Annotated in this window: 19 protein-coding genes and 1 other RNA gene; 10 read left to right on the top strand and 10 right to left on the bottom strand. The window is 59.4% G+C overall.

Annotation, left to right across the window (positions count from 1 at the left end):
* Window positions 1-8: 8 nt before the first annotated feature.
* The 3 genes from ccoS to hemN all read left to right on the top strand — a co-directional run bounded on the left by ccoS (window position 9) and on the right by hemN (window position 2,451).
* Window positions 9-239, top strand: a complete 231-nt coding sequence (gene ccoS / locus DQN55_RS07970; protein WP_048382570.1) for a cbb3-type cytochrome oxidase assembly protein CcoS — start codon at window positions 9-11, stop codon at window positions 237-239.
* Window positions 232-915, top strand: coding sequence for a sulfite exporter TauE/SafE family protein (locus DQN55_RS07965; protein WP_048382569.1), 684 nt, complete (start codon window positions 232-234; stop codon window positions 913-915). The genes ccoS and DQN55_RS07965 overlap by 8 nt, the downstream gene beginning before the upstream one ends.
* 153 nt (window positions 916-1,068) lie before the next feature.
* Window positions 1,069-2,451: an oxygen-independent coproporphyrinogen III oxidase gene (hemN, locus tag DQN55_RS07960; RefSeq protein ID WP_048382568.1), complete on the top strand. Its 1,383-nt coding sequence runs from the start codon at window positions 1,069-1,071 to the stop codon at window positions 2,449-2,451.
* Here hemN and DQN55_RS07955 read toward each other — a convergent pair.
* Entirely contained in the window at window positions 2,448-2,927 is a 480-nt protein-coding gene (locus DQN55_RS07955) for a hypothetical protein (RefSeq protein ID WP_231995660.1), read from the bottom strand. The two genes, hemN and DQN55_RS07955, sit on opposite strands and share 4 nt — an antisense overlap.
* A gap of 152 nt (window positions 2,928-3,079) precedes the next feature.
* Here DQN55_RS07955 and fnr point away from each other — a divergent pair, with 152 nt between their 5' ends.
* Together fnr and DQN55_RS07945 are read left to right on the top strand one after the other, a co-directional pair.
* Window positions 3,080-3,814 carry a fumarate/nitrate reduction transcriptional regulator Fnr gene (gene fnr, locus DQN55_RS07950; protein WP_111724329.1) on the top strand — a complete coding sequence of 245 codons (735 nt, stop codon included), beginning with the start codon at window positions 3,080-3,082 and terminating at the stop codon, window positions 3,812-3,814.
* A 55-nt stretch (window positions 3,815-3,869) separates the two neighbouring features.
* Entirely contained in the window at window positions 3,870-4,415 is a 546-nt protein-coding gene (locus tag DQN55_RS07945) for an adenine phosphoribosyltransferase (protein WP_048382566.1), read from the top strand.
* Window positions 4,416-4,588: 173 nt separating this feature from the next.
* Here the strand turns inward: DQN55_RS07945 and recR are convergent, their stop codons facing one another.
* From recR to DQN55_RS07905, 8 genes are all read right to left on the bottom strand, one after another.
* The gene (recR, locus tag DQN55_RS07940) at window positions 4,589-5,191 is read right to left on the bottom strand and encodes a recombination mediator RecR (RefSeq protein WP_048382565.1); all 603 of its coding nucleotides are present in this window, start codon (window positions 5,189-5,191) and stop codon (window positions 4,589-4,591) included.
* A gap of 145 nt (window positions 5,192-5,336) precedes the next feature.
* Window positions 5,337-5,675, bottom strand: coding sequence for a YbaB/EbfC family nucleoid-associated protein (locus DQN55_RS07935; RefSeq protein WP_048382564.1), 339 nt, complete (start codon window positions 5,673-5,675; stop codon window positions 5,337-5,339).
* Between the two features lie 78 nt (window positions 5,676-5,753).
* Window positions 5,754-7,793: a DNA polymerase III subunit gamma/tau gene (gene dnaX / locus DQN55_RS07930; protein WP_048382563.1), complete on the bottom strand. Its 2,040-nt coding sequence runs from the start codon at window positions 7,791-7,793 to the stop codon at window positions 5,754-5,756.
* A gap of 273 nt (window positions 7,794-8,066) precedes the next feature.
* Window positions 8,067-8,163: signal recognition particle sRNA small type (gene ffs / locus DQN55_RS07925), an RNA gene on the bottom strand.
* Window positions 8,164-8,302: 139 nt separating this feature from the next.
* The gene (gene ligA / locus DQN55_RS07920) at window positions 8,303-10,654 is read right to left on the bottom strand and encodes an NAD-dependent DNA ligase LigA (protein ID WP_048382562.1); all 2,352 of its coding nucleotides are present in this window, start codon (window positions 10,652-10,654) and stop codon (window positions 8,303-8,305) included.
* 97 nt (window positions 10,655-10,751) lie between these two features.
* Window positions 10,752-11,630 (bottom strand): cell division protein ZipA, encoded by an 879-nt coding sequence (gene zipA / locus DQN55_RS07915; protein WP_048382561.1) that lies wholly within the window; start codon window positions 11,628-11,630, stop codon window positions 10,752-10,754.
* A gap of 258 nt (window positions 11,631-11,888) precedes the next feature.
* On the bottom strand, window positions 11,889-15,377 hold the full coding sequence (gene smc, locus DQN55_RS07910; protein ID WP_048382560.1) for a chromosome segregation protein SMC: 3,489 nt from the start codon (window positions 15,375-15,377) through the stop codon (window positions 11,889-11,891).
* 2 nt (window positions 15,378-15,379) lie between these two features.
* Window positions 15,380-16,039, bottom strand: a complete 660-nt coding sequence (locus tag DQN55_RS07905) for a GntR family transcriptional regulator (RefSeq protein ID WP_048382559.1) — start codon at window positions 16,037-16,039, stop codon at window positions 15,380-15,382.
* Window positions 16,040-16,271: 232 nt separating this feature from the next.
* On the opposite strand from DQN55_RS07905, the gene xdhA reads away from it, so the two are divergent.
* Genes xdhA through guaD form a run of 4 tightly spaced genes read left to right on the top strand, consistent with a single transcriptional unit; the run spans window position 16,272 to window position 22,280 of the window.
* A complete protein-coding gene (xdhA, locus tag DQN55_RS07900) occupies window positions 16,272-17,726 on the top strand; it encodes a xanthine dehydrogenase small subunit (protein ID WP_048382558.1) in 1,455 nt (484 codons plus the stop codon).
* On the top strand, window positions 17,719-20,091 hold the full coding sequence (gene xdhB, locus DQN55_RS07895) for a xanthine dehydrogenase molybdopterin binding subunit (RefSeq protein WP_048382557.1): 2,373 nt from the start codon (window positions 17,719-17,721) through the stop codon (window positions 20,089-20,091). The genes xdhA and xdhB overlap by 8 nt, the downstream gene beginning before the upstream one ends.
* 24 nt (window positions 20,092-20,115) lie before the next feature.
* A complete protein-coding gene (gene xdhC / locus DQN55_RS07890) occupies window positions 20,116-20,973 on the top strand; it encodes a xanthine dehydrogenase accessory protein XdhC (protein ID WP_048382556.1) in 858 nt (285 codons plus the stop codon).
* Between the two features lie 8 nt (window positions 20,974-20,981).
* Window positions 20,982-22,280 (top strand): guanine deaminase, encoded by a 1,299-nt coding sequence (guaD, locus tag DQN55_RS07885; protein ID WP_048382555.1) that lies wholly within the window; start codon window positions 20,982-20,984, stop codon window positions 22,278-22,280.
* Window positions 22,281-22,391: 111 nt separating this feature from the next.
* Here guaD and DQN55_RS07880 read toward each other — a convergent pair whose 3' ends face one another.
* Entirely contained in the window at window positions 22,392-23,159 is a 768-nt protein-coding gene (locus DQN55_RS07880; protein WP_048382554.1) for a GntR family transcriptional regulator, read from the bottom strand.
* Between the two features lie 252 nt (window positions 23,160-23,411).
* Here DQN55_RS07880 and DQN55_RS07875 point away from each other — a divergent pair, with 252 nt between their 5' ends.
* Window positions 23,412-24,602 carry a benzoate/H(+) symporter BenE family transporter gene (locus DQN55_RS07875; RefSeq protein WP_048382553.1) on the top strand — a complete coding sequence of 397 codons (1,191 nt, stop codon included), beginning with the start codon at window positions 23,412-23,414 and terminating at the stop codon, window positions 24,600-24,602.
* Window positions 24,603-24,612: the final 10 nt, after the last annotated feature.

The raw sequence follows: 24,612 nt of genomic DNA, 5'->3' as shown, positions 1-24,612 counted from the left end.
GAGCCTATATGCCAGCGCTTTACGTCATGATCCCGGCTGCCCTGCTGATTGTCGGCATCGCCATCTACATCTTTTTCTGGGCCGTCGACAGCGGCCAGTATGACGACCTCGACAGCCCGGCCCACAGCATCCTGTTTGACGACCAGGACCCGCAGCACACTGCCGCCGTGGAAGAGGCCAAAGGCAATCGCCCGGACTCCGCCAGCGACGCTGACAGCCACACCCCGCCCCATGCTTGAGTTGGCGCCGCTGCTGGTCTCTGCCCTGATTCTGGGGTTGCTCGGGGGTGGCCATTGCCTGGGCATGTGCGGGGGCCTGATGAGCGCCCTGACCCTGGCTATCCCCAAAGAACAGCGCAGCCGACGCTTCAGGCTGCTCCTGGCCTACAACCTGGGGCGAATCCTCAGCTATTGCGCTGCCGGGCTGTTGCTCGGACTCGCAGGATGGGCGGTGGCCAACAGCCCCGCAGCCCTGTACATGCGCATTCTGGCCGGGCTTCTGCTGATTTGCATGGGGCTGTACCTGGCCGGCTGGTGGAGCGGCCTGACCCGGATTGAGAGTCTGGGGCGCGGTCTGTGGCGACATATCCAGCCGGTCGCCACCCGCTTGCTGCCTGTTTCAAGCCTGCCCCGTGCCTTGCTGCTGGGCGCACTGTGGGGCTGGCTGCCGTGTGGACTGGTCTACAGCACGCTGATCTGGGCCGCCAGCCAGGGCAGCGCAACCGAGAGCGCATTGCTGATGCTGGCGTTTGGACTCGGTACCTGGCCCGTATTACTCGCCACCGGCCTTGCCGCCGAACGCGTCACCGCACTGCTGCGCAACCGCGGTGTGCGCATGGGCGGCGGCCTGCTGGTCATCCTGTTCGGCCTCTGGACCCTGCCCGGTCCGCACCAGCACTGGCTGATGGGGCATTGAGCCTTCGGCAACTGCGCGCTTGCCCGAAAATCAGACGCCCCTTGATTCACTGAGAAATCCTGTCCTGCATTGCCGTTGATGCAAATCAAGGTGCATCAAATCCCCACCCCCTAGACTCCAGCGCATTGTCAGTCATCCCAGGGGAATGCACGCATGCTCGACGCCATTCGTTGGGACTCAGATCTCATTCGCCGCTACGATCTGGCCGGACCGCGCTATACCTCGTACCCGACAGCCCTGCAGTTCCACGACCAGGTCAGCCCGTTCGACCTGTTGCATGCGCTGCGCGAAAGTCGAAAGGCTCTGCGCCCGCTATCGCTGTACGTGCACGTGCCCTTTTGCGCGAACATTTGCTATTACTGCGCCTGCAACAAGGTCATCACCAAAGACCGTGGCCGGACACAGCCCTACTTGCAGCGGCTCGAACAGGAAATCCAGCTGGTAGCCTGCCATCTCGACCCGAAGCAAAAGGTCGAGCAACTGCATATCGGCGGGGGGACTCCCACGTTTCTCAGTCACGACGAACTGCGCCAGTTGATGGCCCACCTGCGCAAGCACTTCAATCTGCTGGACGACGACTCGGGGGACTACGGGATCGAGATCGACCCGCGTGAAGCGGACTGGTCGACCATGGGCCTGCTGCGCGAGCTGGGCTTCAACCGGGTCAGCATCGGCTTGCAGGACCTCGACCCGGACGTACAGCGGGCAGTCAATCGCCTGCAAAGCCTGGAGGAAACACGAGCCGTCATCGACGCTGCCCGCACGCTGCAGTTCCGCTCGATCAATATCGATCTGATCTATGGCTTGCCCCGGCAAACCCCTGACGCCTTTGCACGCACCGTTGACGAAGTGATCCGTCTGCAACCGGATCGCCTGTCCGTCTTCAACTACGCGCACTTGCCCGAACGCTTCATGCCACAGCGCCGGATCAACACCAGCGACCTGCCTTCTGCGACCGATAAATTGCTGATGCTGGAACGCACCATCGAACAGCTCACCGGCGCGGGTTATCGGTACATCGGCATGGACCATTTCGCGCTGCCGGATGACGAACTGGCCATCGCCCAGGAAGAATCAACCCTGCAACGCAACTTCCAGGGCTACACCACCCATGGTCACTGCGATCTGATAGGCCTTGGTGTGTCGGCCATCAGCCAGATCGGAGAACTGTATTGCCAGAACACCAGCGACCTCGCGCAGTACCAGCACACCCTGGGCAGTGCTCAACTGGCGACCAGCCGCGGCTTGCTGTGCAATCAGGATGACCGGATACGGCGCGAAGTCATCCAGCAAATCATCTGCAACCTGCAGCTGCCATTCGCGTACGTAGAACAACGTTTCAACATCGACTTCAGAGGTTATTTCGCTCCACAGTGGCCGTCTCTGGAACAGATGGCCGCAGACGGGCTGATTGCACTCGACAACCAGCAACTGACGGTACTGCCTGCCGGTCGACTGCTGGTACGTTCGGTGTGCATGGTGTTCGACGCCTACCTGGAACAGCAAAACCGTCAGCGCTTCTCGCGGGTCATCTAACGCGCCACCAACGAAGCCGCCTTGAGCGCATCGTCGGCACTCAGGTCTTTCATGGCCTTGGCCAGACTGGCCGTTGCCGTCATCAAGGCCGCCGTCAAACTGGCTATTTGCGTTTGCAGTCCCGCCACTTGAGCGCGGGCCTGGTCAGGACTCAAGCGGCTATTGGTCATCACCTGCTGCAATTGGGCCTGCTTTTCGGCGATCTGCTTTTTGATCTCGCGGATCATCTTCAGGATCTTCTGGGTCTGATCCGGCAAGCCGCTTTCTTCGATATCACTGTTCTGGCTTTTCTGTTCACGGGCCGCTTTCATGGCGGCCCCGGAAATTGTCACCCTGACACCTTCTACAGGTGCCGTCACGGCCTCATCCGGTGCCGGATCCTTGGTACCGGATGCGGCATTGCGGGGAGGCGTAACCGGTTCTGAAACCGGCAACATCCCGCTTTGACTCAGGGTAACTCCACCCAGTGATGACATCGTCAGTGCTTCCTGCTGTTCGCTGTTACCGGGTTATCGGCACTGCCAACGGCAACTTGAGAGAGGCATCAGGGCAGTGCTCGCGCTGGTCTCGATTCCCCCGCTGAGTTACCCTTGCAGATTATGTGTGTTTTCCCACAAGGATCGAAGAAATGTCCGAGCCAGTAAAACTGCGCGCCCTCAACCAGGCTCACTGCAAGGACTGCAGTCTGGCACCTCTGTGTTTACCGCGTTCGTTGAATCTGGAAGACATGGATGCACTGGAGGAAATCGTCAAGCGCGGCCGCCCCCTGAAAAAAGGCGAATTTCTGTTTCGTCAGGGCGACACCTTTGGCTCGGTCTACGCCGTACGCTCTGGTGCGCTCAAAACCTTCAGCCTGAGTGACAACGGCGAAGAGCAAATCACCGGTTTCCACCTGCCGAGCGAACTGGTCGGCCTGTCAGGCATGGACACTGACACCTACCCGGTATCGGCTCAGGCCCTGGAGACCACCCCAGTCTGCGAAATCCCCTTCGAGCGCCTGGATGAGCTTTCCGTGCAACTGCCCCAGTTGCGCCGCCAACTGATGCGTGTCATGAGCCGAGAAATTCGTGACGATCAGCAAATGATGCTGCTGCTGTCGAAAAAGACCGCCGATGAGCGTATCGCGACCTACCTGGTCAACCTCTCGGCACGCTTCCGCGCTCGCGGGTTCTCGCCCAATCAGTTCCGCCTGAGCATGTCGCGCAATGAAATCGGCAACTACCTGGGTCTGGCCGTTGAAACGGTGTCACGGGTATTTACTCGCCTGCAAGAAAACCAATTGATCACCGCCGAAGGCAAGGAAGTCCACATCCTTGACCCAATCAGGCTCTGCGCCCTGGCGGGTGGCACACTGGACGGTTAAAACAGGCGTGACCGGGCTATACTGGCGCGCTTAACGCACGCCAGGACACCCGATAATGGTCTTCGACGACTTCTGCCTCAAAACCCTGATTCGCCCTGTGATCGATTTCCCCAAGCCGGGGGTCATTTTTCGCGACATCACCCCGCTGTACCAATCCCCCCGCGCCATGCGCGTGATCGCCGATAGCTTTATCGAGCGCTATGTCGAGGCTGACTTCAGCCATATCGGTGCGATGGACGCCCGAGGATTTCTGATCGGTTCAGTACTGGCCCATCAACTCAACAAGCCGCTGATCCTGTTCCGCAAGCAAGGCAAATTGCCCGCTGACGTTTTGGCCGAAGGCTATCAGACCGAATATGGTGAAGCGTTCCTGGAAGTTCACGCCGACAGCCTGTGTGAAGGCGACTCACTGCTGATTGTCGATGACCTGATCGCCACCGGCGGAACGCTGATTGCAGCAGCCAACCTGGTTCGTCGCATGGGAGCACAGATCTTCGAAGCTGCCGCCATCATTGACCTGCCGGAACTGGGCGGTTCCAGACGCCTGCAAGAAATGGGCATCCCGAGCTTCTGCCTGACCGAGTTCTCGCTGACCGAGTAAAATTGCGCAGCCTTCGGCAGCGGCTACAGGAGGCCCGTAGCCGTTGACGAGCGGAGCGAGGCTACGTCCCAAGGCGGGAACACTGCACCCCACACTGCTACGCAGTCCGACGCGGCCTCGCTCTACTCGACCGCTGCTACAAACAGCCTCTGTAGCCGCTAAACAGTCCGGATTTACAAGGTGATCGGTTTGCGCCCGGCGAACGAGTGAGCCAGGGTGCCGCCATCCACCAGCTCCAGCTCGCCGCCCAGCGGTACACCGTGGGCAATCCTCGAAGCGATCAGGCCTTTGCTGCTCAATAGCTGGGCAATGTAATGCGCGGTGGCTTCACCTTCGACGGTCGGGTTGGTCGCCAGGATCACTTCACTGAAGGTGCCCTGCTCTTCAATACGCGCCATCAGTTGCGGAATGCCGATCGCCTCGGGCCCCAGCCCGTCCAGTGGCGATAAATGCCCCTTGAGCACGAAGTAACGACCGCGATACCCGGTCTGCTCGACGGCGTAGACATCCATCGGACCCTCTACGACGCACAGCAACGTGTCGTCCCGGCGCATGTCCGCACACTGCGGGCACAAGTCGTCTTCGGTCAGGGTTCTGCACAGACGGCAATGACCCACGCCTTCCATCGCCTGACTCAAGGCCAGCGCCAAACGCGAGCCACCGCTGCGATCACGCTCGAGCAATTGCAGCGCCATGCGCTGGGCAGTCTTTTGGCCCACACCCGGCAAAGTACGCAAGGCATCGATCAGTTGGCGAATCAGGGGGCTAAAGCTCATAGGGAAAAGTCCGACAAAACAACAAGACGCGGTTTATACCCGCGGACCGGGCCAGCGTCAAATACCTGCGACCGTTCGATTCGACGCTGCCTGCCGGGCAGGCAAAAAAATGCCAGGCACATGGCCTGGCATTGTCGAACCCGCCTTAGAAAGGCAGCTTCATGCCCGGCGGCAGTTGCATACCGGCAGTCACACCCGACATTTTGTCCTGGCTGTTGGCTTCGACCTTGCGCACGGCGTCGTTGACGGCGGCGGCCAAAAGCGCCTCGAGCATTTCGAGGTCTTCTTCGCTGACGCCTGCAATCACGGACGGGTCAATGCTGACGCGCTTGATGTCGTGACGACCGGTCATCACCACACTCACCATATCGCCACCTGCCTTGCCGGTGACTTCAGCATTGGCCAGTTCTTCCTGCATCTTGGCCATTTTTTCCTGCATCTGCTGCGCCTGCTTCATCAGGCCGGCCATGCCACCTTTCATCATGGGAATCACCTCAAACGTTATTTGGACAATGCACCCGCGATCAACACTGACCTCGGGCTGTAAGTGCCTATCCTGGTGTTACGAAGCCTTGGCCTCGACAACATCGACAGGTTGAATCGTATCGTCGCGGACAGCCGCGCCAAACTGTTGAATCATTTGCTGGATCAAAGGATCGGCATAAATCGATTCTTCTGCCAATCGCTGACGCTCAGCCCGGAAGCGGGAAGCTGCCTGAGCCGGGGTTTCCTGCTCGGGCTTGACCAGCTCTATCGTGACTTTGAGTGTGCGCTGGTGGTACTGGTTCAGTGCATCGTTCAACCGGCGCTGCTGAGTCGCATTGAACAGCGCACTGTGGGCCGGGTCCAGATGCAGCAGCCAGTCATCACCGTCGACCGCAATCAGGGTGCAGTTGGCACCGATGCTTGCCGTCATGCCCGATACCGGTAATTTGGGGAACATGCTCAGCCATTCAAGGGCCAGCCCGGTTGCAGGCATCGCAGCCGGCAAGGGTTCTGGCTCAGGTGCAGGCTCGGAAGCATGCTCACTGGCGAGCTCATCGAGGTAGCTGTACGCCGCCGAATCCATATCGGGCTCGATGTAATCTTCGTCCAGCGGCGGCTCATCGTCACGATCCATGCCAGACAGCGCAGCATCCACCTGACCGGCGGTTGGCTCAGGCAGCGGCGCGGCGGTCCAGTCCGGCGCATCCGGAACCACACTGTCCGGGATGGGCAGCGGCATGGGCGGCAAATCCGGCTGCTCACCCGCCGTATCCAGAACGGGCTCAGGCTCAGGCGCAAGCTGCTCCTCCACCTGCGGAGCTGACGGCTCGTTCCAGGGCAAGTCCTTGGGCACGGCAACCGCTACAGGCGCAGGCTCGATGACAGGCGCCGGCACGGGCGCAACCACCGGCTCGGATTCATGGGCAACTACCGGAGCGACAGGTGTCGCACCCGCCACGGCCTGGGAGGAATCAACTGTGGCCTGGCTGATCCCCACTGGCTTTAGCGGCTGACTCGGTGTGTCAGCGGTATCAGCCGGACGGAACGCCAGCATCCGCAGCAGGACCATTTCAAAGCCACCCCGCGGATCCGGTGCCAATGGCAGGTCACGCCGGCCGATAAGGCCCATCTGGTAGTAAAACTGCACGTCTTCGGCGGGTAACGCCTTGGCCAGTGCCAACACACGGTTGCGGTCTCCGTGCCCGTTGTCGACACCCTCGGGCAACGCCTGGGCAATCGCCACACGGTGGAAAACGTTAAGGATTTCCGACAGCACGCCATTCCAGTCCGGGCCTTGTTCAGCCAGATGGCGCACGGCTTCCAGCAATGCCCGCGCATCGCCTTCAATCAAAGCATGCAACAGATCGAACACCTGACCGTGATCAAGCGTCCCCAGCATGGCACGCACATCGGCGGCCAAAACCTTGCCCTCACCGAAAGCAATGGCCTGGTCCGTCAGACTCATGGCATCACGCATCGAGCCGTCAGCGGCGCGCCCCAGCAACCACAGGGCATCGTCTTCAAACGGAACGTTTTCGACACCGAGTACGTGGGTCAAATGCTCGACCACTCGCTCGGGCGTCATGTTTTTCAGCGAGAACTGCAGACAGCGGGAAAGAATAGTGGCCGGCAGCTTTTGCGGATCCGTGGTCGCCAGAATGAATTTGACGTAGGGCGGCGGCTCTTCAAGGGTTTTCAACAGCGCATTGAAGGAATGGCTGGACAGCATGTGCACTTCGTCGATCAGGTAGACCTTGAAGCGCCCACGGCTTGGCGCGTACTGCACGTTGTCGAGCAGCTCACGCGTGTCCTCGACCTTGGTGCGGCTGGCGGCGTCGATTTCGATCAGGTCGACAAAGCGCCCCTCGTCGATTTCGCGACAGACCGAACACGTTCCGCAGGGCGTCGAAGTGATACCTGTTTCACAGTTCAGGCATTTGGCGATGATCCGCGCAATGGTGGTCTTGCCGACGCCACGGGTACCGGTAAAAAGGTAGGCGTGATGCAGGCGCTGACTGTCCAGGGCATTGATCAGAGCCTTGAGCACATGGGTCTGGCCGACCATTTCGCGGAACGAGCGCGGACGCCATTTACGTGCAAGAACCTGATAACTCATTGATAACCGTCGCGTCTGAAAAGCGGAGGGGGCTAATGCTAGCGGAGCAAGGCCAAAATTGCATCTGATGCGCTCGCCTAATATGCCGGCACGGGCATTTAAACAACCCGAACGGGCTGAAAATCCGGACGCGACAAAACATCAACCGTTCACGGGAACGTTGAATACGGGCTTGATCGGGAATGACACGGCAACGCCGGAGCGCCTGTGAAGCGGACTCGCTTCGCTTTGAAGCAACAACCCTATGGAACAGGGTTCTTGAAATGGAGGCAACCCCACCAGCCACACCCCGGCACACAATGTTCCCGCTGTGGCTGCTTCCTTCCGGATCTGACCAGGTTCACGGGTAATCGTTGCGGGGGGACCGATAGGGTCACCATAACAACATCCGCCTAGCAGCGAACGGCGCCATTGTACCTGTCTGACGAAAAGTTACAACCGCTCGGGCAAGAATAAAAAAATGAGCGGGTTCAAGCACTTGGATTCAGCTTGCTCGCCCCCGCCGCCCTTCAGATGCCCGGCTGGCTCAAAAACGCTACAAAGGCTTCTTCATCCAGCACCTTGAGCCCCAGCTCATTGGCCTTGACCAGTTTTGAACCGGCTCCCGGCCCCGCCACCACGCAATGGGTTTTACCGGACACCGAGCCCGAGACCTTGGCGCCCAGGCTTTCCAGCCTGGCTTTGGCTACATCGCGGCTCATCAATTCCAGCGAGCCGGTCAGGACCCATGTCTGTCCAGCCAGCGGCAAGCCTTCAACGGTCTTTTTCTCGCTCTGCCAGTGCATGCCGAAGTCCCGCAGTTGCGCTTCGATCGCCAGCGCAGCCCGGGCGTTGTCAGGCGAGTCGAAAAACTCACGCACCGATTTGGCCTGCTTCTCGGGCAACGCCTGACGCATGTCCAGCCAGTCGGCCTCGATGACACCCTGCAGCGAGCCGAATTTTTCGGCCAGCTTTTGTGCGCCACCCGGCCCAACCGAAGGAATGTGCAGCTTGTCGATCAACCCGCCCAATGTGGTACTGGCCGCAAATTCAGCACCCAGCTCACCTTGATCCTGCAGCTCCAGGCCTCGCTCCAGTAACTGACCGATCACCTGCTGGTTGTGCGCATCGCTGAAGAAGCTGTGGATCTCATAAGCCACCTCCAGACCGATATCCGGCAAATAGGTGAGCACTTGCGGCAACGCGCGCTGTACGCGCTCCAGAGAGGCCAGCGAGCGCGCAAGCACCTTGGCGGTTTCTTCACCAACGTCCGGGATGCCCAGGGCATAGATGAAGCGTGCCAAGGCCGGGCGTTTGCTGTCGGCAATGGCCTGCAGCAAGTTCTTGCTCGACAGCTCGGCAAAGCCTTCGAGGTCGACGATCTGCTCGAAGGTCAGGGTGTACAGGTCAGCCGGTGAGCTCACCAGGCCTTCGTCCACCAACTGTTCAACACTCTTCTCACCCAGGCCTTCAATATCCATTGCCCGGCGAGAAACAAAATGAATAATCGCCTGTTTAAGCTGGGCACCACAGGCCAGACGCCCGACACAACGATACACCGCGCCTTCACTGATGGTTTCACGGCCCTTGCTGCGCTTGACCAACTGTGTGCGCTCGACATGGGAGCCACACACCGGACAGCGCTCAGGAATATGCACCGGCCGCGCATCCCCGGGGCGACGCTCAAGCACCACCTGCACCACTTGCGGGATCACATCTCCGGCGCGACGAATGATCACCGTATCGCCGATCATCAGCCCCAGGCGCGCGACTTCGTCCATGTTATGCAGCGTGGCATTGGACACCGTGACACCGGCCACCTTGACCGGCTTGAGGCGAGCCACCGGGGTCACCGCACCGGTACGCCCGACCTGGAATTCCACATCCAGCAACTCAGTCAGCTCTTCCATTGCCGGGAATTTATGCGCAATGGCCCAGCGCGGCTCACGGGCACGGAAGCCCAGCTCGCGCTGCGATGCCAGGCTGTTGACCTTGAACACCACGCCATCGATCTCATAGGGAAGAGAAGCCCGGCGCTCACCAATGTCACGGTAGTAATCCAGGCAGTCGGCAATGCCCCGGGCCAGCTTCAACTCATGACTGATGGGCATGCCCCACTGCTGCAGTTGCTTGAGATTGCCGATATGAGTGTCCGAAAATTCTTCAGACACTTGCCCCAGGCCGTAGCAGCAGAACTCCAATGGACGGCTCGCGGTGATTTTCGAGTCCAGTTGACGCAAGCTGCCTGCTGCAGCGTTGCGCGGATTGGCAAAGGTTTTGCCGCCTGCCGCCAACTGGGCCTCATTAAGTCGATCGAAACCGGCCTTGGACATAAAGACTTCGCCGCGCACTTCCAGCACCGCAGGCCAGCCGCTGCCATGCAGCTTGAGCGGAATATTGCGCACGGTGCGTACGTTGACGCTGATGTCTTCACCCGTGGTGCCATCACCTCGGGTAGCGCCGCGCACCAAATAGCCATCCTGATACAGCAAACTGACCGCCAACCCGTCCAGCTTGGGCTCGCAACTGTACTCAACCTCGGCACCGCCACCGAACAGATCACCTGCCGGCAGGTCCAGACCTTCGCTGACACGCCGGTCGAACTCACGCATATCGGTGTCGTCGAAGGCGTTGCCCAGGCTTAGCATGGGCACTTCATGACGCACCTGAGTAAAAGCTGAAAGCGCCGTACTGCCGACGCGCTGGGTGGGCGAATCCGCCGTGACCAGCTCCGGATGCTCAGCCTCAAGCGCTTTCAGCTCACGGAACAGGCGATCGTACTCGGCGTCCGGAATGCTCGGCTCGTCGAGCACGTGATAACGATAGTTATGCTGATCCAGTTCAGCGCGCAGCTCTAGAATGCGGGTGTTGGCGGCGGTCATGGGGTGTTCTCTCACAAAGCAAAAGAGCAGCCGAGGCTGCTCCTGTGTTAATCATTTTGCTCCGCACCGGGGGCAAGCCTGCCGCCCCCAGGGGATTTCAACGTTTTTGGGTCAAGGCCCGACGCTCGAACTCAACAATGCGCTGACGGTAATGCTCGATGGTCTGCGCGGTCAAAACACTGCGCTGATCATCCTTGAGCTCACCGTTAAGCTCCTGGGACAGTTTGCGTGCTGCGGCAACCATCACATCGAAAGCCTGCTTTGGATGGCGCGGACCAGGCAAACCGAGGAAGAAGCTCACAGCTGGTGTGGAGAACAGGTCAATGTCGTCCAGATCAAATACGCCCGGCTTGACGGCGTTGGCCATGGAGAACAGTACTTCGCCATTGCCGGCCATGCTTTCGTGGCGATGGAAAATATCCATCTCGCCAAAACGCAGACCGCTTTCAAGGATGTTCTGCAGCAGCGCCGGGCCTTTGAATCCGGCCGGATCGCGGCTGATCACGCTGATTACCAGGACTTCCTGAGCGGCCTGCTGAGGCTGCTCTTTTTCCTCAACCGCGGACACGTTTGGCACTGAACGCCCACGTGAGCGGGTTTCGTCCGGAAAATCATCATCACGGGCGCTCAGGCTCGGGCCGCCATCCAGGTCGAGGTCCAGGTTCAGGTCGCCCTGGCTTGGCTCACCGCCACGCTTGCTGCGCTTGGAACCCTTGTCACGCGCCGACATGCTCACTGATGGCAAATCGTGCTCATCGAGCTGGGGCTCTTTGTGGTTAGGCGTGTCCAGGACACGTGAAGGACCCAGCAACTCAGGGCTGGTTTCTTCCTCGTCAGGGGCGTTGGAGAAGCTGCGATCAAGGCGAAACTTGAGCTTGCCCTTGCCGCCACGCATACGGCGCCAGCCATCAAAAAGAATACCGGCGATGACCACTATGCCGATGACTATCAGCCACTCGCGCAGACCGATTTCCATGTAATCCCGTGCCCCTAAAAAATGATTCTATAAAGAAGAGCCTAAAGCCCTTTAAAACGTGGCGCCAACTCTATGTTCTGAATGGCGTTTTACCCACGTACAAAAAAATTAGACGTTAAATTAACACGACCAAAGATAACTTTACACCGTCTGTCGCATTGAGCTAAGCCCATGTAGCCGCAGACCTACAAGTCATATCAGTCAAATCCTTAGGAATTTTCTGACAAGAAGAAAATTTTGGCCCTACTTGCTTATAGCTCAAGCGTCGACCATTGCCATTGCCTCCTCGACATCAACCGCCACCAGACGCGAACAACCCGGCTCATGCATCGTCACGCCCATCAACTGATCCGCCATCTCCATGGCGATTTTGTTGTGAGTGATGTAGATGAATTGCACCGTCTGCGACATCTCCTTCACCAGGCGTGCGTAGCGACCCACGTTCGCGTCATCCAGCGGCGCATCAACCTCATCGAGCATGCAGAACGGTGCCGGATTGAGCTTGAAAATGGCGAAAACCAACGCTAGGGCTGTCAGCGCTTTCTCCCCACCGGACAGCAAATGAATCGTGCTGTTCTTCTTGCCCGGTGGTCGCGCCATGATTGTTACCCCTGTATCGAGTAGATCTTCGCCCGTCAGTTCCAAATAAGCGCTGCCGCCCCCGAAAACTTTTGGGAAAAGTGCCTGTAATCCACCATTTATCTGATCAAAGGTGTCTTTGAAGCGACTACGAGTCTCTTTGTCGATCTTGCGAATGACGTTTTCCAGCGTATCGAGCGCCTCTACCAGATCGGCATCCTGGGCATCCAGATAACGCTTGCGCTCGGACTGCTGCTGGTACTCATCGATGGCGGCTAGGTTGATCGCCCCCAACCGCTGAATACGCGCAGCAATCCGCTCCAGCTCTTCTTCCGCCTGCTGCTCATTGAGCTCGCCATCCAGGGTAGCCAGTACCCCGTGCAGGTCATAGCCATCGGCCAGCAACTGATCCTGCAACGCCGTTCGTCGCACCGTCAGCGCCTGCCACTCCATACGCTGCTGCTCCAACTGACCACGTATCAGCTGCGATTGTTGCTCGGCCTGATTCCGGCGCTTTTCGGCGTCGCGCAACTCGCGATCGGCATCCTCAAGCGCTGCCTGGGCGACCTTAAGCTCTTCGTCCACGCTCAGGCGCTTGTCGAGCAGCTCTTCGAGCTTGAGGCGCAGCTCTTCGAGAGGTGCTTCGCCCTCCTCCAGATTGAGCGTGAGCTGCTCGCGCTTTTCAGCCAAGCGCTCGGCCTGCAGCTCCAGACGCTCCAGTGCCTGGCGGGTCGAGTCGTGCTGTGCTTTGAGGGCTCCCATGCGAACCGCCAGCTGGTGGGCGTGATCCTTGTGTTGACGCGCGTCCTGGCGCACCCGGTCGAGCCGCTCGCGCAGGCTGTCACGCCGGGCCAGCAACAGTTCTCGCTGCTCGGTGTCGGTGGCCATGGCCTCCAGCGCATCCTGCAACCTCAGGCGCGCCTCACCTACATGTTCATGCTCCAGTGTTCGCTGCTCAGCGAGCTCGGCCAGTTCTTCGTCCAGTCGACGGCGACGTAAAGTCAATTGCTCGACCTTGGCTTTGCTTGCAGACAGTTTGGCCTTGATCTCACCCTGCTGCCGCGCCTCGTCCTGCAAACGACGACGAACTTGCTCACGGGCGTCTTCTTGCGTGAGCTGCTGCTCACGCAAATGTTGAAGCTGTTCTTCAAGACGCGCGAGCGTGGCCTCACGTTCTTCGCGTTCAAGCCCAAGACGCTGGATTTCCTGACCGCGGGCCAGTACGCCGCTTTCGGCTTCGCTGGCACGGCGCACGCGCAAAAAGTGACGTCCGACCCAATACCCGTCGCGAGTGATCAGGCTTTGGCCCTCGCCCAACTGAACACGCAATGCCAGCGCCTGCTCAAGGGTTTCGACCGGCCGGACTTGCCCAAGCCATGGCGTCAGATCAACATCGGCCTCGACCTTGTCCAGCAGGCTGCCTGAGGGATGCACGCCTTGCGAACCGGCACTGAACAGACGCAAATCGCCCTGGGCGAACCCCGCCAGGTCCAGTGTCGAGAAATCATCTACCAGCACCGCCTGCAAATCTGCACCCAGCACGGTTTCTACTGCCAGTTCCCATCCAGCTTCTACCCGCAACCCTTCGGCCAGTCGCGGACGCTCGACGAGCTGCTGCTCACTCAACCATTCACTGGCGCCAGTGCCCGGATCAAGCGCTGCCTGCTGCAAGGCCTCCAACGAAGCCAAACGGCCGTTGAGACGCTGCAAGTCGCCCTGGGCCTGCTGCTGATTCTGCGTGGCTTGCTGCAGGTCATGCCGCACTTGCTCCAGGCGCTCAACCAGCTGTTCCTCGGCGATCTGCAGTTCCTCGTGCGTCAGTTCGCTGGTCGCCAGGTATTCGCTCAACTCGAGGATCGCTGCGTCTTCCGGGTCTGCGGCCAGTAACGCGCGCTCTTCAGCCAAACGGCGCTGGCGTTCAGCCACACGCTCCATGCTGGTTTCCAGCTGCTGGATACGCGCCTGCAACACCTCGGACTGACGCTGCGGTTCGGCCGAGCGCAAGTTGAAGCTGTCCCACTGTTCTTGCCACCCGTGCATCCCGAGTTCGGATTCTTCCAGAGCGACAGCAGCTTCTTCAGCGGCAGCGCTGGTCACTTCCTGCTCCGGCTCAAGCATTTCAAGCTCTTCGCCGAGGGTCGCGAGCATCGTGCGGTCATGCCCCAGATGGGACTCGGTTTCGAGACGCGAGCGTTCGGCTTCGCGCAAATCATCCTGCAGTTGGCGCAAACGCTGCTGACCGTGCTGGATGCTTTGCTCAACCCGGGCAATGTCGCCACCCACCGAGTAGAAGCGCCCTTGCACCAGATTGAAGCGCTCGGACAGATCATGGTGCCCGTCACGCAAGAGTTCGATGCTGGCATCGGCGTTACGCTGCTCGGCCACCAAGGCCTCGAAGCTGACTTCCTGGTTGCCGATGACTGCTTCGCGCTGCCCCACTTGTTCATTCAGGGCCTGCCAGCGCAGGGCTGACAACCGGGCCTTGAGCTGACGCTCCTCGGCCTTGTATTCCTGATACTTCTCGGCCGCCTGAGCCTGTCGATGCAAGCGTTCGAGCTGACGACCCAGCTCTTCACGCAGGTCGGTCAGGCGAGCCAGGTTTTCATGGGTACGGCGAATGCGGTTTTCGGTTTCGCGGCGGCGTTCCTTGTATTTGGAAATGCCGGCGGCTTCTTCAATAAAGTTGCGCAGGTCTTCAGGCTTGGACTCGATCAGCTTCGAGATCATGCCCTGCTCGATGATCGAATAGCTGCGCGGCCCCAGGCCCGTGCCGAGGAAAATATCGGTGATGTCACGCCGACGGCACTTGGTGCCATTGAGGTAATACGTGGTCTGGCTGTCGCGGGTGACCTTGCGCCGGATCGAAATCTCGGCGTAGGCCGCGTATTCGCCCAGCAAGGTACCGTCGGAGTTGTCAAAAACCAGCTCGATGCTGGCCTGGCTGACAGGCTTGCGCGTGGTCGAGCCATTGAAGATGACGTCCGTCATCGACTCGCCGCGCAGGTTTTTGGCCGAGCTTTCGCCCATCACCCAGCGCACGGCGTCGATGATGTTCGATTTGCCGCAACCGTTCGGCCCGACGACAGCAGCCATGTTGCTCGGGAAGGTTACCGTCGTCGGGTCAACGAAAGACTTGAAGCCTGCGAGCTTGATACAGGTAAGGCGCACGCTCAGGCAACCGTCAAGGCAGACAGCACCAGATCACAGCTGCGCTGGGCATACTGGCTCAGCACCACGCGAATTTGCGGCAGATCCCGCGCCAGCACAGCCTCGAGCAACTGCGCGAACAGCGCTAGAAACTCGCTCATCTCTGCCTTGCGCTGCTCAAGCGCCAGGTAGTAGGCGCGACTCATGGCCGGGTGCAGGTTTTCGACGGTTTCTTGCAAGTACGGGTTGTCGGCAAACGGGTAGGCGGCACGCATCACATTAAAGCTGTCGTCAACGAACGCGCTGATGTCCTGGCGCTCGTAGCTGGCAATCAGCCGCTGCTGAATTTGCAAAAACGGGCCAAGGTCGGCTTGCACAGCCCAGCGCTGGGCAACGGCATTGCCCAGCAGGATGTACATCTCGCTCATCAGCGTGCACAGGCTCTGCACCTTGTGCGGCGTCAGCTCGGTCACATGGGCGCCACGCCGCGGAAGGATGGCGATGAGGTGTCGACGCTCAAGAATCAGCAACGCTTCGCGCACAGAGCCGCGACTGACATTAAGCGCCAGCGTCACCTTCTGTTCTTGAATGCGCTCCCCAGGCTTGAGCTCGCCGCGAATGATGCGTTCGGCGAGGTGATGAGCGATTTGCTCGGCGAGGCTATCCGGCGCCTTGAACGTCATGTTTACCTTCAAAATCTTTGATCAATGCAAGCGGCGCAGTGTAACGCACTTGATACCCGCTCGCGGAGTGCCCCAAGTGCTGAATTTGGCACGAAACAAGCAAATAAATCGGCAATATCTGCCACAGAACATCGATTGGCCAGGCTTTACTCATTTTATTGACCCGCAAGTCAGTTATGACTAAATTCAGCTTGAGCTGCTCGAGAACAATGACGATTATGCGAGGTCTTCCGTGATCCAGTTCCTACTCAATCAGACACTGCGCACCGAGCACGCACTGGACCCGACTCTGACCGTACTCAATTACCTGCGCGAGCATCTGCACAAGCCCGGCACCAAAGAAGGCTGCGCCAGCGGCGACTGTGGTGCCTGCACCGTCGTCATTGGTGAAGTACACACCGATGAACAAGGCCTGGAGACTTTGCGTTACCGCAGCCTCAACTCATGCTTGACCTTTGTGTCTGCGTTGCACGGCAAACAACTGATCAGCGTAGAAGACTTGAAACACGAGGGCCAGTTACACAGTGTGCAAAGCGCAATGGTCGACTGCCACGGCTCCCAATGCGGTTTTTGCACACCAGGTTTTGTCATGTCGCTGTTCGCGCTGCAAAAGAACAGCAGCGGTGCCAATCCTCAGCAAACCCACGAAGCACTGGCGGGCAATCTATGCCGCTGCACCGGTTATCGCCCTATCCTCGCCGCCGCAGAGCGCGCCTGTACGGTGCAAGCGAACGATCAGTTCGACCGGCACCAGGCCGAGACACTGGCCCGGCTCAAAGCCATTACCCCGCGGCAGACCGGCGAACTCAACAATGGCGATAAACGCTGCCTGCTGCCTTTGACCCTGAGCGCCCTGGCCGACCTGTATGACGCACACCCTCAGGCGCGCCTGCTGGCAGGCGGCACCGACCTCGCGCTGGAGGTCACGCAACTGCATCGCTCGCTGCCGGTGATGATTTACGTTGGCCACGTGGCCGAGATGAAGCGCATCGAATACTTTGAAGACCGTATTGAAATCGGCGCCGCGGTGACGCTGACCGATGCCAGTGACGCACTCACGGCCCAATACCCGGACTTCGGCACGCTGTTGCAACGGTTTGCCTCATTGCAGATCCGCAATCAAGCCACGCTGGGGGGCAACATTGGCAACGCCTCACCGATTGGCGATTTGCCGCCCTTGCTGATTGCCGTCGACGCGCACCTCGTTCTGCGTAAAGGGGAGCGCCGCCGCACGCTGGCGCTCGAGGATTACTTCATCGATTACCGGGTCACGGCACGCGAGGCAGGTGAGTTCATCGAGAAGATCATCATCCCCCGGGCCGACCCTGCGGACGCATTGCGCGCCTACAAAGTCTCGAAACGGCTGGATGACGACATCAGCGCGGTGTGTGCAGCGTTTAACCTGCGTGTCGACAACGGTTGGATCCGCGAAGTCCGGGTGGCCTTCGGCGGCATGGCTGCCACTCCCAAACGCGCCCGGGCCTGCGAGGCGGTCCTGCTGGGTGCGCAATGGTCGGCTGCCAGCATTGAGCGCGCCTGCCACGCATTGAGCGAAGATTTCTCGCCGTTGTCGGACTTTCGCGCCAGTAAAGAGTACCGCTTGCTGATCGGGCAAAATCTGCTGCGCAAATACTACATCGAGCGACAACATCCACACCTTGATACGCGGGTGACGGCTTATGTCTGACCATCACAGCACCGGGCTGACCCAAGCCGGGATGATCGCCCGGTTTCAGCAGGACTTGCAGACCGGCGTAGGCCGCAGCCTCCCCCATGAAAGCGCTGAAAAGCACGTATCGGGCGAAGCGCAGTACGTGGATGACCGGCTGGAGTTCCCGAACCAGTTGCACCTCTACGCTCGACTCTCGGACCGCGCTCACGCCCGCATCATTCGGGTCGACACCACTCCGTGCCTGGCCTTCGCAGGCGTGCGCCGAGTGATCACTCATGAAGACATTCCCGGCCTCAAGGACATTGGCCCGCTATTGCCGGGCGATCCGTTGCTGGCCATCGACAAGGTGGAGTTCGTCGGGCAGCCGGTGCTGGTCGTGGCCGCCTGCGACCTGAACACCGCTCGCCAGGCGGCGATGGCCGCGATCATCGAATACGAAGATCTGGAGCCGGTGCTCGATGTTGTCCAGGCACTGCGCAACCGGCATTTTGTGCTCGACAGCCACACTCACCGGCGCGGCGACTCGGCCGGCGCCCTGGCAACCGCCGAAAACCGCCTGCACGGCACGCTGCACATCGGCGGGCAGGAACACTTTTACCTGGAAACCCAAGTGTCATCGGTCATGCCGACCGAAGATGGCGGGATGATCGTGTACTGCTCCACTCAGCATCCGACCGAAATCCAGAAGCTGGTGGCCGAAGTACTCGGCGTGTCCATGAACAAGGTGGTGGTCGACATGCGCCGTATGGGCGGCGGTTTTGGCGGCAAGGAAACCCAGGCCGCCAGTCCGGCCTGCCTGTGTGCTGTGGTCGCTCACCTCACGGGCCAGCCGACCAAAATGCGCCTGCCACGGGCCGAAGACATGCAGATGACCGGCAAGCGCCACCCGTTTTACGTCGAATACGATGTCGGGTTCGATGCCTGCGGTCGGCTACAAGGCATTCAGATAGATCTGGCGGGTAATTGTGGCTATTCACCTGACTTGTCCGGATCAATCGTGGACCGCGCGATGTTTCATGCCGACAACGCCTACTACCTGGGCGATGCCACGATCAACGGTCATCGCTGCAAAACCAATACCGCTTCGAATACAGCGTTTCGTGGCTTCGGCGGCCCGCAAGGCATGCTCGCCATCGAGGAGATCATGGACCGTATCGCTCGCCATCTGGGCCTTGATCCCCTGGCCGTGCGCAAGGCCAATTACTACGGCAAGACCGAGCGCAATGTGACCCACTATCACCAGGTCGTGGAGCATAACCTGCTGCAAGAAATGACTGCCGAGCTTGAAGCCAGCAGCCAGTACGCCGAGCGCCGGGCAGCCATCCTGGCCTTTAACGCCGGCAGCCCGATCCTGAAAAAAGGCCTGGCGCTGACCCCGGTAAAATTCGGCATTTCCTTTACCGCCAGCTTCCTCAATCAGGCCGGGGCGCTGATCCATATCTATACCGACGCCAGCATTCACCTGAATCATGGCGGTACGGAAATGGGTCAGGGGCTCAATACCAAAGTTGCGCAGGTGGTCGCCGAAGTGTTTCAGGTCGACATCAGCCGCGTGCAAATTACCGCCACCCACACTGGCAAAGTCCCCAACACCTCCCCCACTGCCGCCTCCAGTGGTACGGATCTCAATGGCAAGGCTGCGCAGAACGCTGCTGAGATCATCAAGCAGCGCCTGGTCGAGTTTGCGGCTGGCAAGTATCAGGTCAGCGAGCAAGAGGTGGTCTTTCACAACGGGATGGTGCGCGTTGGCCAGCAGATCCTGAGCTTTGAAACCCTGGTACAACAGGCTTATCTCGGCCAGGTGTCGCTGTCGAGCACCGGCTATTACAAAACGCCGAAGATCTTTTATGACCGGACCCAGGCCCGCGGACGGCCGTTTTACTACTATGCGTTTGGTGCCGCTTGCACCGAAGTGATCGTTGACACGTTGACTGGCGAATACAAAATGCTGCGTACCGACATCCTGCATGACGTCGGCGCGTCGCTAAACCCGGCCATCGATATAGGCCAGATTGAAGGCGGCTATGTGCAGGGCGCGGGCTGGCTGACAACAGAAGAACTGATCTGGAGCCCCAAGGGCCAGTTGCTCACCGCCAGCCCGGCCAGTTACAAGATTCCGGCCGTGGCGGACATGCCGCTGGACCTGCGCGTCACCCTGGTTGAAAACCGCAAGAACCCCGAAGACACAGTGTTCCACTCCAAGGCCGTGGGAGAGCCGCCCCTGATGCTCGGCATCGCCGCCTGGTGCGCAATCAAGGATGCAGTCGCCAGCCTGGCCGACTATCGTGTACAGCCTGACATCGACGCGCCGGCCACCCCTGAACGGGTGTTATGGGGCTGCGAGCAGATGCGCGCGAGCCGCTCGGGTAAGCCTAAATGACCACCGAACCACGGGAGGCTCGCCATGAATGACTGGATCAGCGCACTGGCCGACCTGCAGCGACAGGGCGAGCCCTGCGTGTTGGTGACGATCATCGAGGAGCAAGGCTCGACACCGCGCAATGCCGGCTCGAAAATGGTCATCAGCGCCACGCAGAACTTCGACACCATCGGCGGCGGCCACCTGGAATACAAAGCCCTGCAGATCGCCCGCGACATGCTCGCCAATGGCAAGCACGATACCCATTTGCAGCGCTTCATCCTCGGCGCCAGCCTGGGCCAATGCTGTGGCGGGGTGGCGGTACTCCTGTTTGAACCGATGGGCCAGGTGCAAGCGCAGATCGCCGTGTTTGGCGCCGGCCATGTTGCACGGGCCCTGGTGCCGTTGCTGGCCAACCTACCCTGCAGGGTGCGCTGGATCGACTCCAGGGAGCAGGAATTCCCGGCTGCAGTACCTCAAGGTGTACGAAAAATTGTGACTGATGAGCCCGTGTTTGAAGTGGCTGACCTACCAAGCGGTTGCTACTGCATCGTCATGACGCATAATCACGCCCTGGATCTTGAAATATGCACCGCCCTGCTCAAACGCAACGACTTCACCTACTTCGGTCTGATTGGCTCAAAAACCAAACGCATGAAGTTTGAACATCGTCTGCGCGAGCGCGGCATCAGCGCATCACAGGTGCAGCGCATGCGCTGCCCCATGGGACTGAGCGAAGTCAAAGGCAAACTGCCGATCGAAATCGCCATTTCCATCGCCGGCGAAATTATCGCCACTTACAACACCCACTTCGGCCAGCACACTGCCTGCGCTGAATCCGCTGCCGTTGAACCCATTAAAAAATGGCTACCGTCCTCACGACGCAGCCACGCCACGAATTGAGAAACGTCATGACCTGTAAAGCCTATCGCGCCGCCATTCTGCACAGCATCGCCGACCCCGCCGAAGTCGGGATCGAGGCTTCGTATGAATACTTCGAAGACGGCCTGCTGGTGGTCGACAACGGTCAGATCAAAGCAGTCGGCCACGCCACCGAGTTACTCGCGTCGCTGGCAGCAGATACACCGATCACTGAATACACCGACGCACTGATTACCCCCGGGTTTATCGATACCCATATCCACTTCCCGCAAACAGGCATGATCGGCGCCTATGGCGAGCAATTGCTCGACTGGCTCAACACCTACACGTTCCCCTGCGAGAAACAGTTCGCCGACAAGGCCCATGCCGACGAAGTAGCCGATATCTTCCTCAAGGAACTGCTGCGCAACGGCACCACCACGGCGCTGGTGTTCGGCAGCGTGCATCCGCAATCTGTCGACGCCTTGTTCGAAGCCGCACAGCGCCTGGATCTGCGCCTGATTGCTGGCAAAGTGATGATGGACCGTAATGCACCGGAGTACCTGACCGACACGGCCGAAACCGGCTACAGCGAAAGCAAGGCACTGATTGAACGCTGGCATGGCAAAGGCCGCCTGCATTATGCGGTCACCCCGCGCTTTGCTCCCACCAGCACCCCTGAGCAATTAACCCTGGCCGGTAAACTGCTGGGCGAATACCCGGATCTGTATTTGCACACTCACATCAGCGAAAACCTGCAGGAAATCGAGTGGGTCAAGTCGCTCTACCCGGAACGCAAAGGTTATCTGGACGTATACGACCATTACCAATTGCTGGGTGAGCGTTCGGTATTCGCCCACAGCGTGCATCTGTGTGATGAAGAGTGCGCGCGACTGGCCGAAACCGGCTCGGCCGTGGCCTTCTGCCCGACCTCCAACCTGTTCCTGGGCAGTGGTCTGTTCAATCTACCCATGGCAGAGAAACACAAACTCAATGTCGGATTGGGAACAGACGTTGGCGCCGGCACCAGCTTTTCGCTGCTTAACACCTTGAACGAAGCCTATAAGGTCATGCAGCTGCAAGGCGCACGCCTGAATCCGTTCAAATCGTTATATCTGGCGACGCTGGGTGGCGCACGCGCACTGCGCCTGGAAGAGCGGATTGGCACTCTGCAACCGGGCACCGATGCCGACTTTGTGGTGCTCGATTACAACGCCACACCGCTGCTCAGCTACCGCCTCAAGCAATCAACCGGCATTGCCGAGACCCTGTTTGCATTGATGACTCTGGGCGACGACCGTACCGTTCAGCAGACGTACGCCGCGGGCAATCTGGTGCATCAGCGCTGATCACTGCAAAAAACCTGTAGTCGCAGCCGCAGCCTGCGATAAGGTCCGAAGGGCCTTCATCCCGGCATGGATGCCGGGCTACAGAGTGCCTACAGGGAATGCAGGCAACGGTTAAAGCTTGACCGAGGACCGGGCTGGCTTGCCCTTGGTTTGCAGCAAGTGCGAAAACACCGCGTGCAGGTCATCAGATGCGCTTTCTTCGTCAAGATTGAGCTTGCTGTCGATGTGATCCATATGGTGCATCATCAGGTTCACTGCCAGGGTGACATCCCGTGCTTCGATGGCATCGATCAGTTGCATGTGCTCGTCATAGGAACAATGTGAGCGGTTGCCACTTTCATACTGGGCAATGATCAACGACGTTTGCGACACCAGGCTGCGCTGAAAGCTGATCAGAGGGGCATTTTTTGCCGCTTCTGCCAACTTCAGGTGGAACTCGCCCGAGAGCCTGATCCCGGCCCCGCGGTCGCCGCGCGAAAAGCTGTCACGCTCTTCCTGCACCATTTTTCGCAGTTCCGCGAGGTCTTCGGCAGTCGCATGCACGACGGACAGTTCGGTGATGGCCCGCTCAACCAGGCGTCTAGCCAAAAATACCTGGCGCGCCTCCTCGACGCTCGGGCTCGCCACCACCGCACCGCGGTTGGGGCGCAACAGCACAACACCTTCATGGGCCAGGCGCGACAGGGCACGGCGAATGATGGTGCGACTGACTCCAAAGATTTCTCCCAGCGCTTCTTCGCTCAATTTTGTGCCAGGCGCCAGACGCTGTTCGAGAATCGCCTCGAAAATATGTGCGTAGACGATATCGTCCTGGGTTCCACTGCGGCCGGCCTTGCCAGCACGGGATTGTTTCTTGAGAGGCTGCAACTGTTCGTTCATGGTCACTCGTGTGGGGAAGCTGCGGCGAATAAGGCGTTACGTTAATACGTTAACGGGCGTCGCGGGCAAACAATTAATGCAAAAAAAACATGACGCATTGTACACAAGCCAGAGTGCCAGTACGACTGTACGGTCGTTTGCGACCCCGGCTGTATCGCAATGAAATATGAACTTTGCGTTTAGGCTGACGCCCTGTTCATGCATCTTCAAAGAACACCCTTTAGAACAAGTTAGAACAAGGAAGACCGCTCCATGACCGACGTGACTCAACCGCGCCTGCATCCGTTGGCGGACTCTTCGCCTTCGGCAGTGGTCGCAGGCTTCATTGCGATGATGACCGGCTACACCAGTTCACTGGTGCTGATGTTCCAGGCCGGCCAGGCAGCAGGTCTCACCAGCGGTCAAATCTCATCGTGGATCTGGGCGCTGTCCATCGGCATGGCTGTTTGCAGCATAGGCCTGTCGTTGCGATATCGCACGCCCATCACCATTGCCTGGTCGACACCGGGAGCAGCATTGCTGATCACCAGCCTGGGCGGAGTCAGTTATGGCGAGGCGATCGGCGCCTACATCACCTGCGCCGTACTGGTGATTATCTGCGGCATGACCGGTAGTTTCGAGCGTCTGGTCAAGCGCATTCCAGCCTCTCTGGCTGCCGCCTTGCTGGCCGGCATCCTGTTCAAGATCGGCAGCGAGATTTTCGTCGCCGCCCAGCATCGCACCGGGCTGGTCATCGGGATGTTTTTCACTTATCTGATCGTCAAACGCCTGTCACCACGCTACGCGGTGCTGGCGGCATTACTGATCGGCACCCTGCTCTCGGGCCTGCTGGGCCTGCTGGATTTTAGTGGCTTCGCACTGGAGGTGGCTGTTCCGGTATGGACCACACCTTCGTTCTCGCTGGCAGCCACCATCAGCATCGGCATCCCGCTGTTTGTGGTCGCCATGACGTCGCAAAACATGCCGGGCATCGCCGTTCTCAGGGCCGATGGCTATACCGTACCGGCATCGCCATTGATCACCACCACCGGCGTGGCCTCGCTGCTGCTCGCTCCTTTCGGCTCCCACGGGATCAATCTGGCCGCCATCAGCGCGGCGATCTGTACAGGGCCACATGCCCACGAAGACCCTAAAAAGCGCTACACCGCGGCCATGTGGTGCGGCATTTTCTATGGATTTGCCGGCATCTTTGGCGCCACCCTGGCGGCGCTGTTCGCCGCGCTGCCCAAAGAACTGGTGCTGTCGATCGCCGCACTGGCCCTGTTCGGTTCGATCATCAACGGCCTGAGCATTGCCATGAGTGAAGCCAAGGAGCGTGAAGCCGCCCTGGTTACTTTCATGGTCACGGCTTCCGGCATGACACTGTTCTCGGTTGGCTCGGCATTCTGGGGGATTGTCGCTGGCGTGCTGACCTTGATGATCCTGAACTGGAAAACACGCTAAGCAAACCGCA

The organism is Pseudomonas taetrolens, assembly GCF_900475285.1.
Classification (GTDB): Bacteria; Pseudomonadota; Gammaproteobacteria; order Pseudomonadales; family Pseudomonadaceae; genus Aquipseudomonas; species Aquipseudomonas taetrolens.
This window is presented reverse-complemented; position numbering and strand designations above follow the sequence as displayed.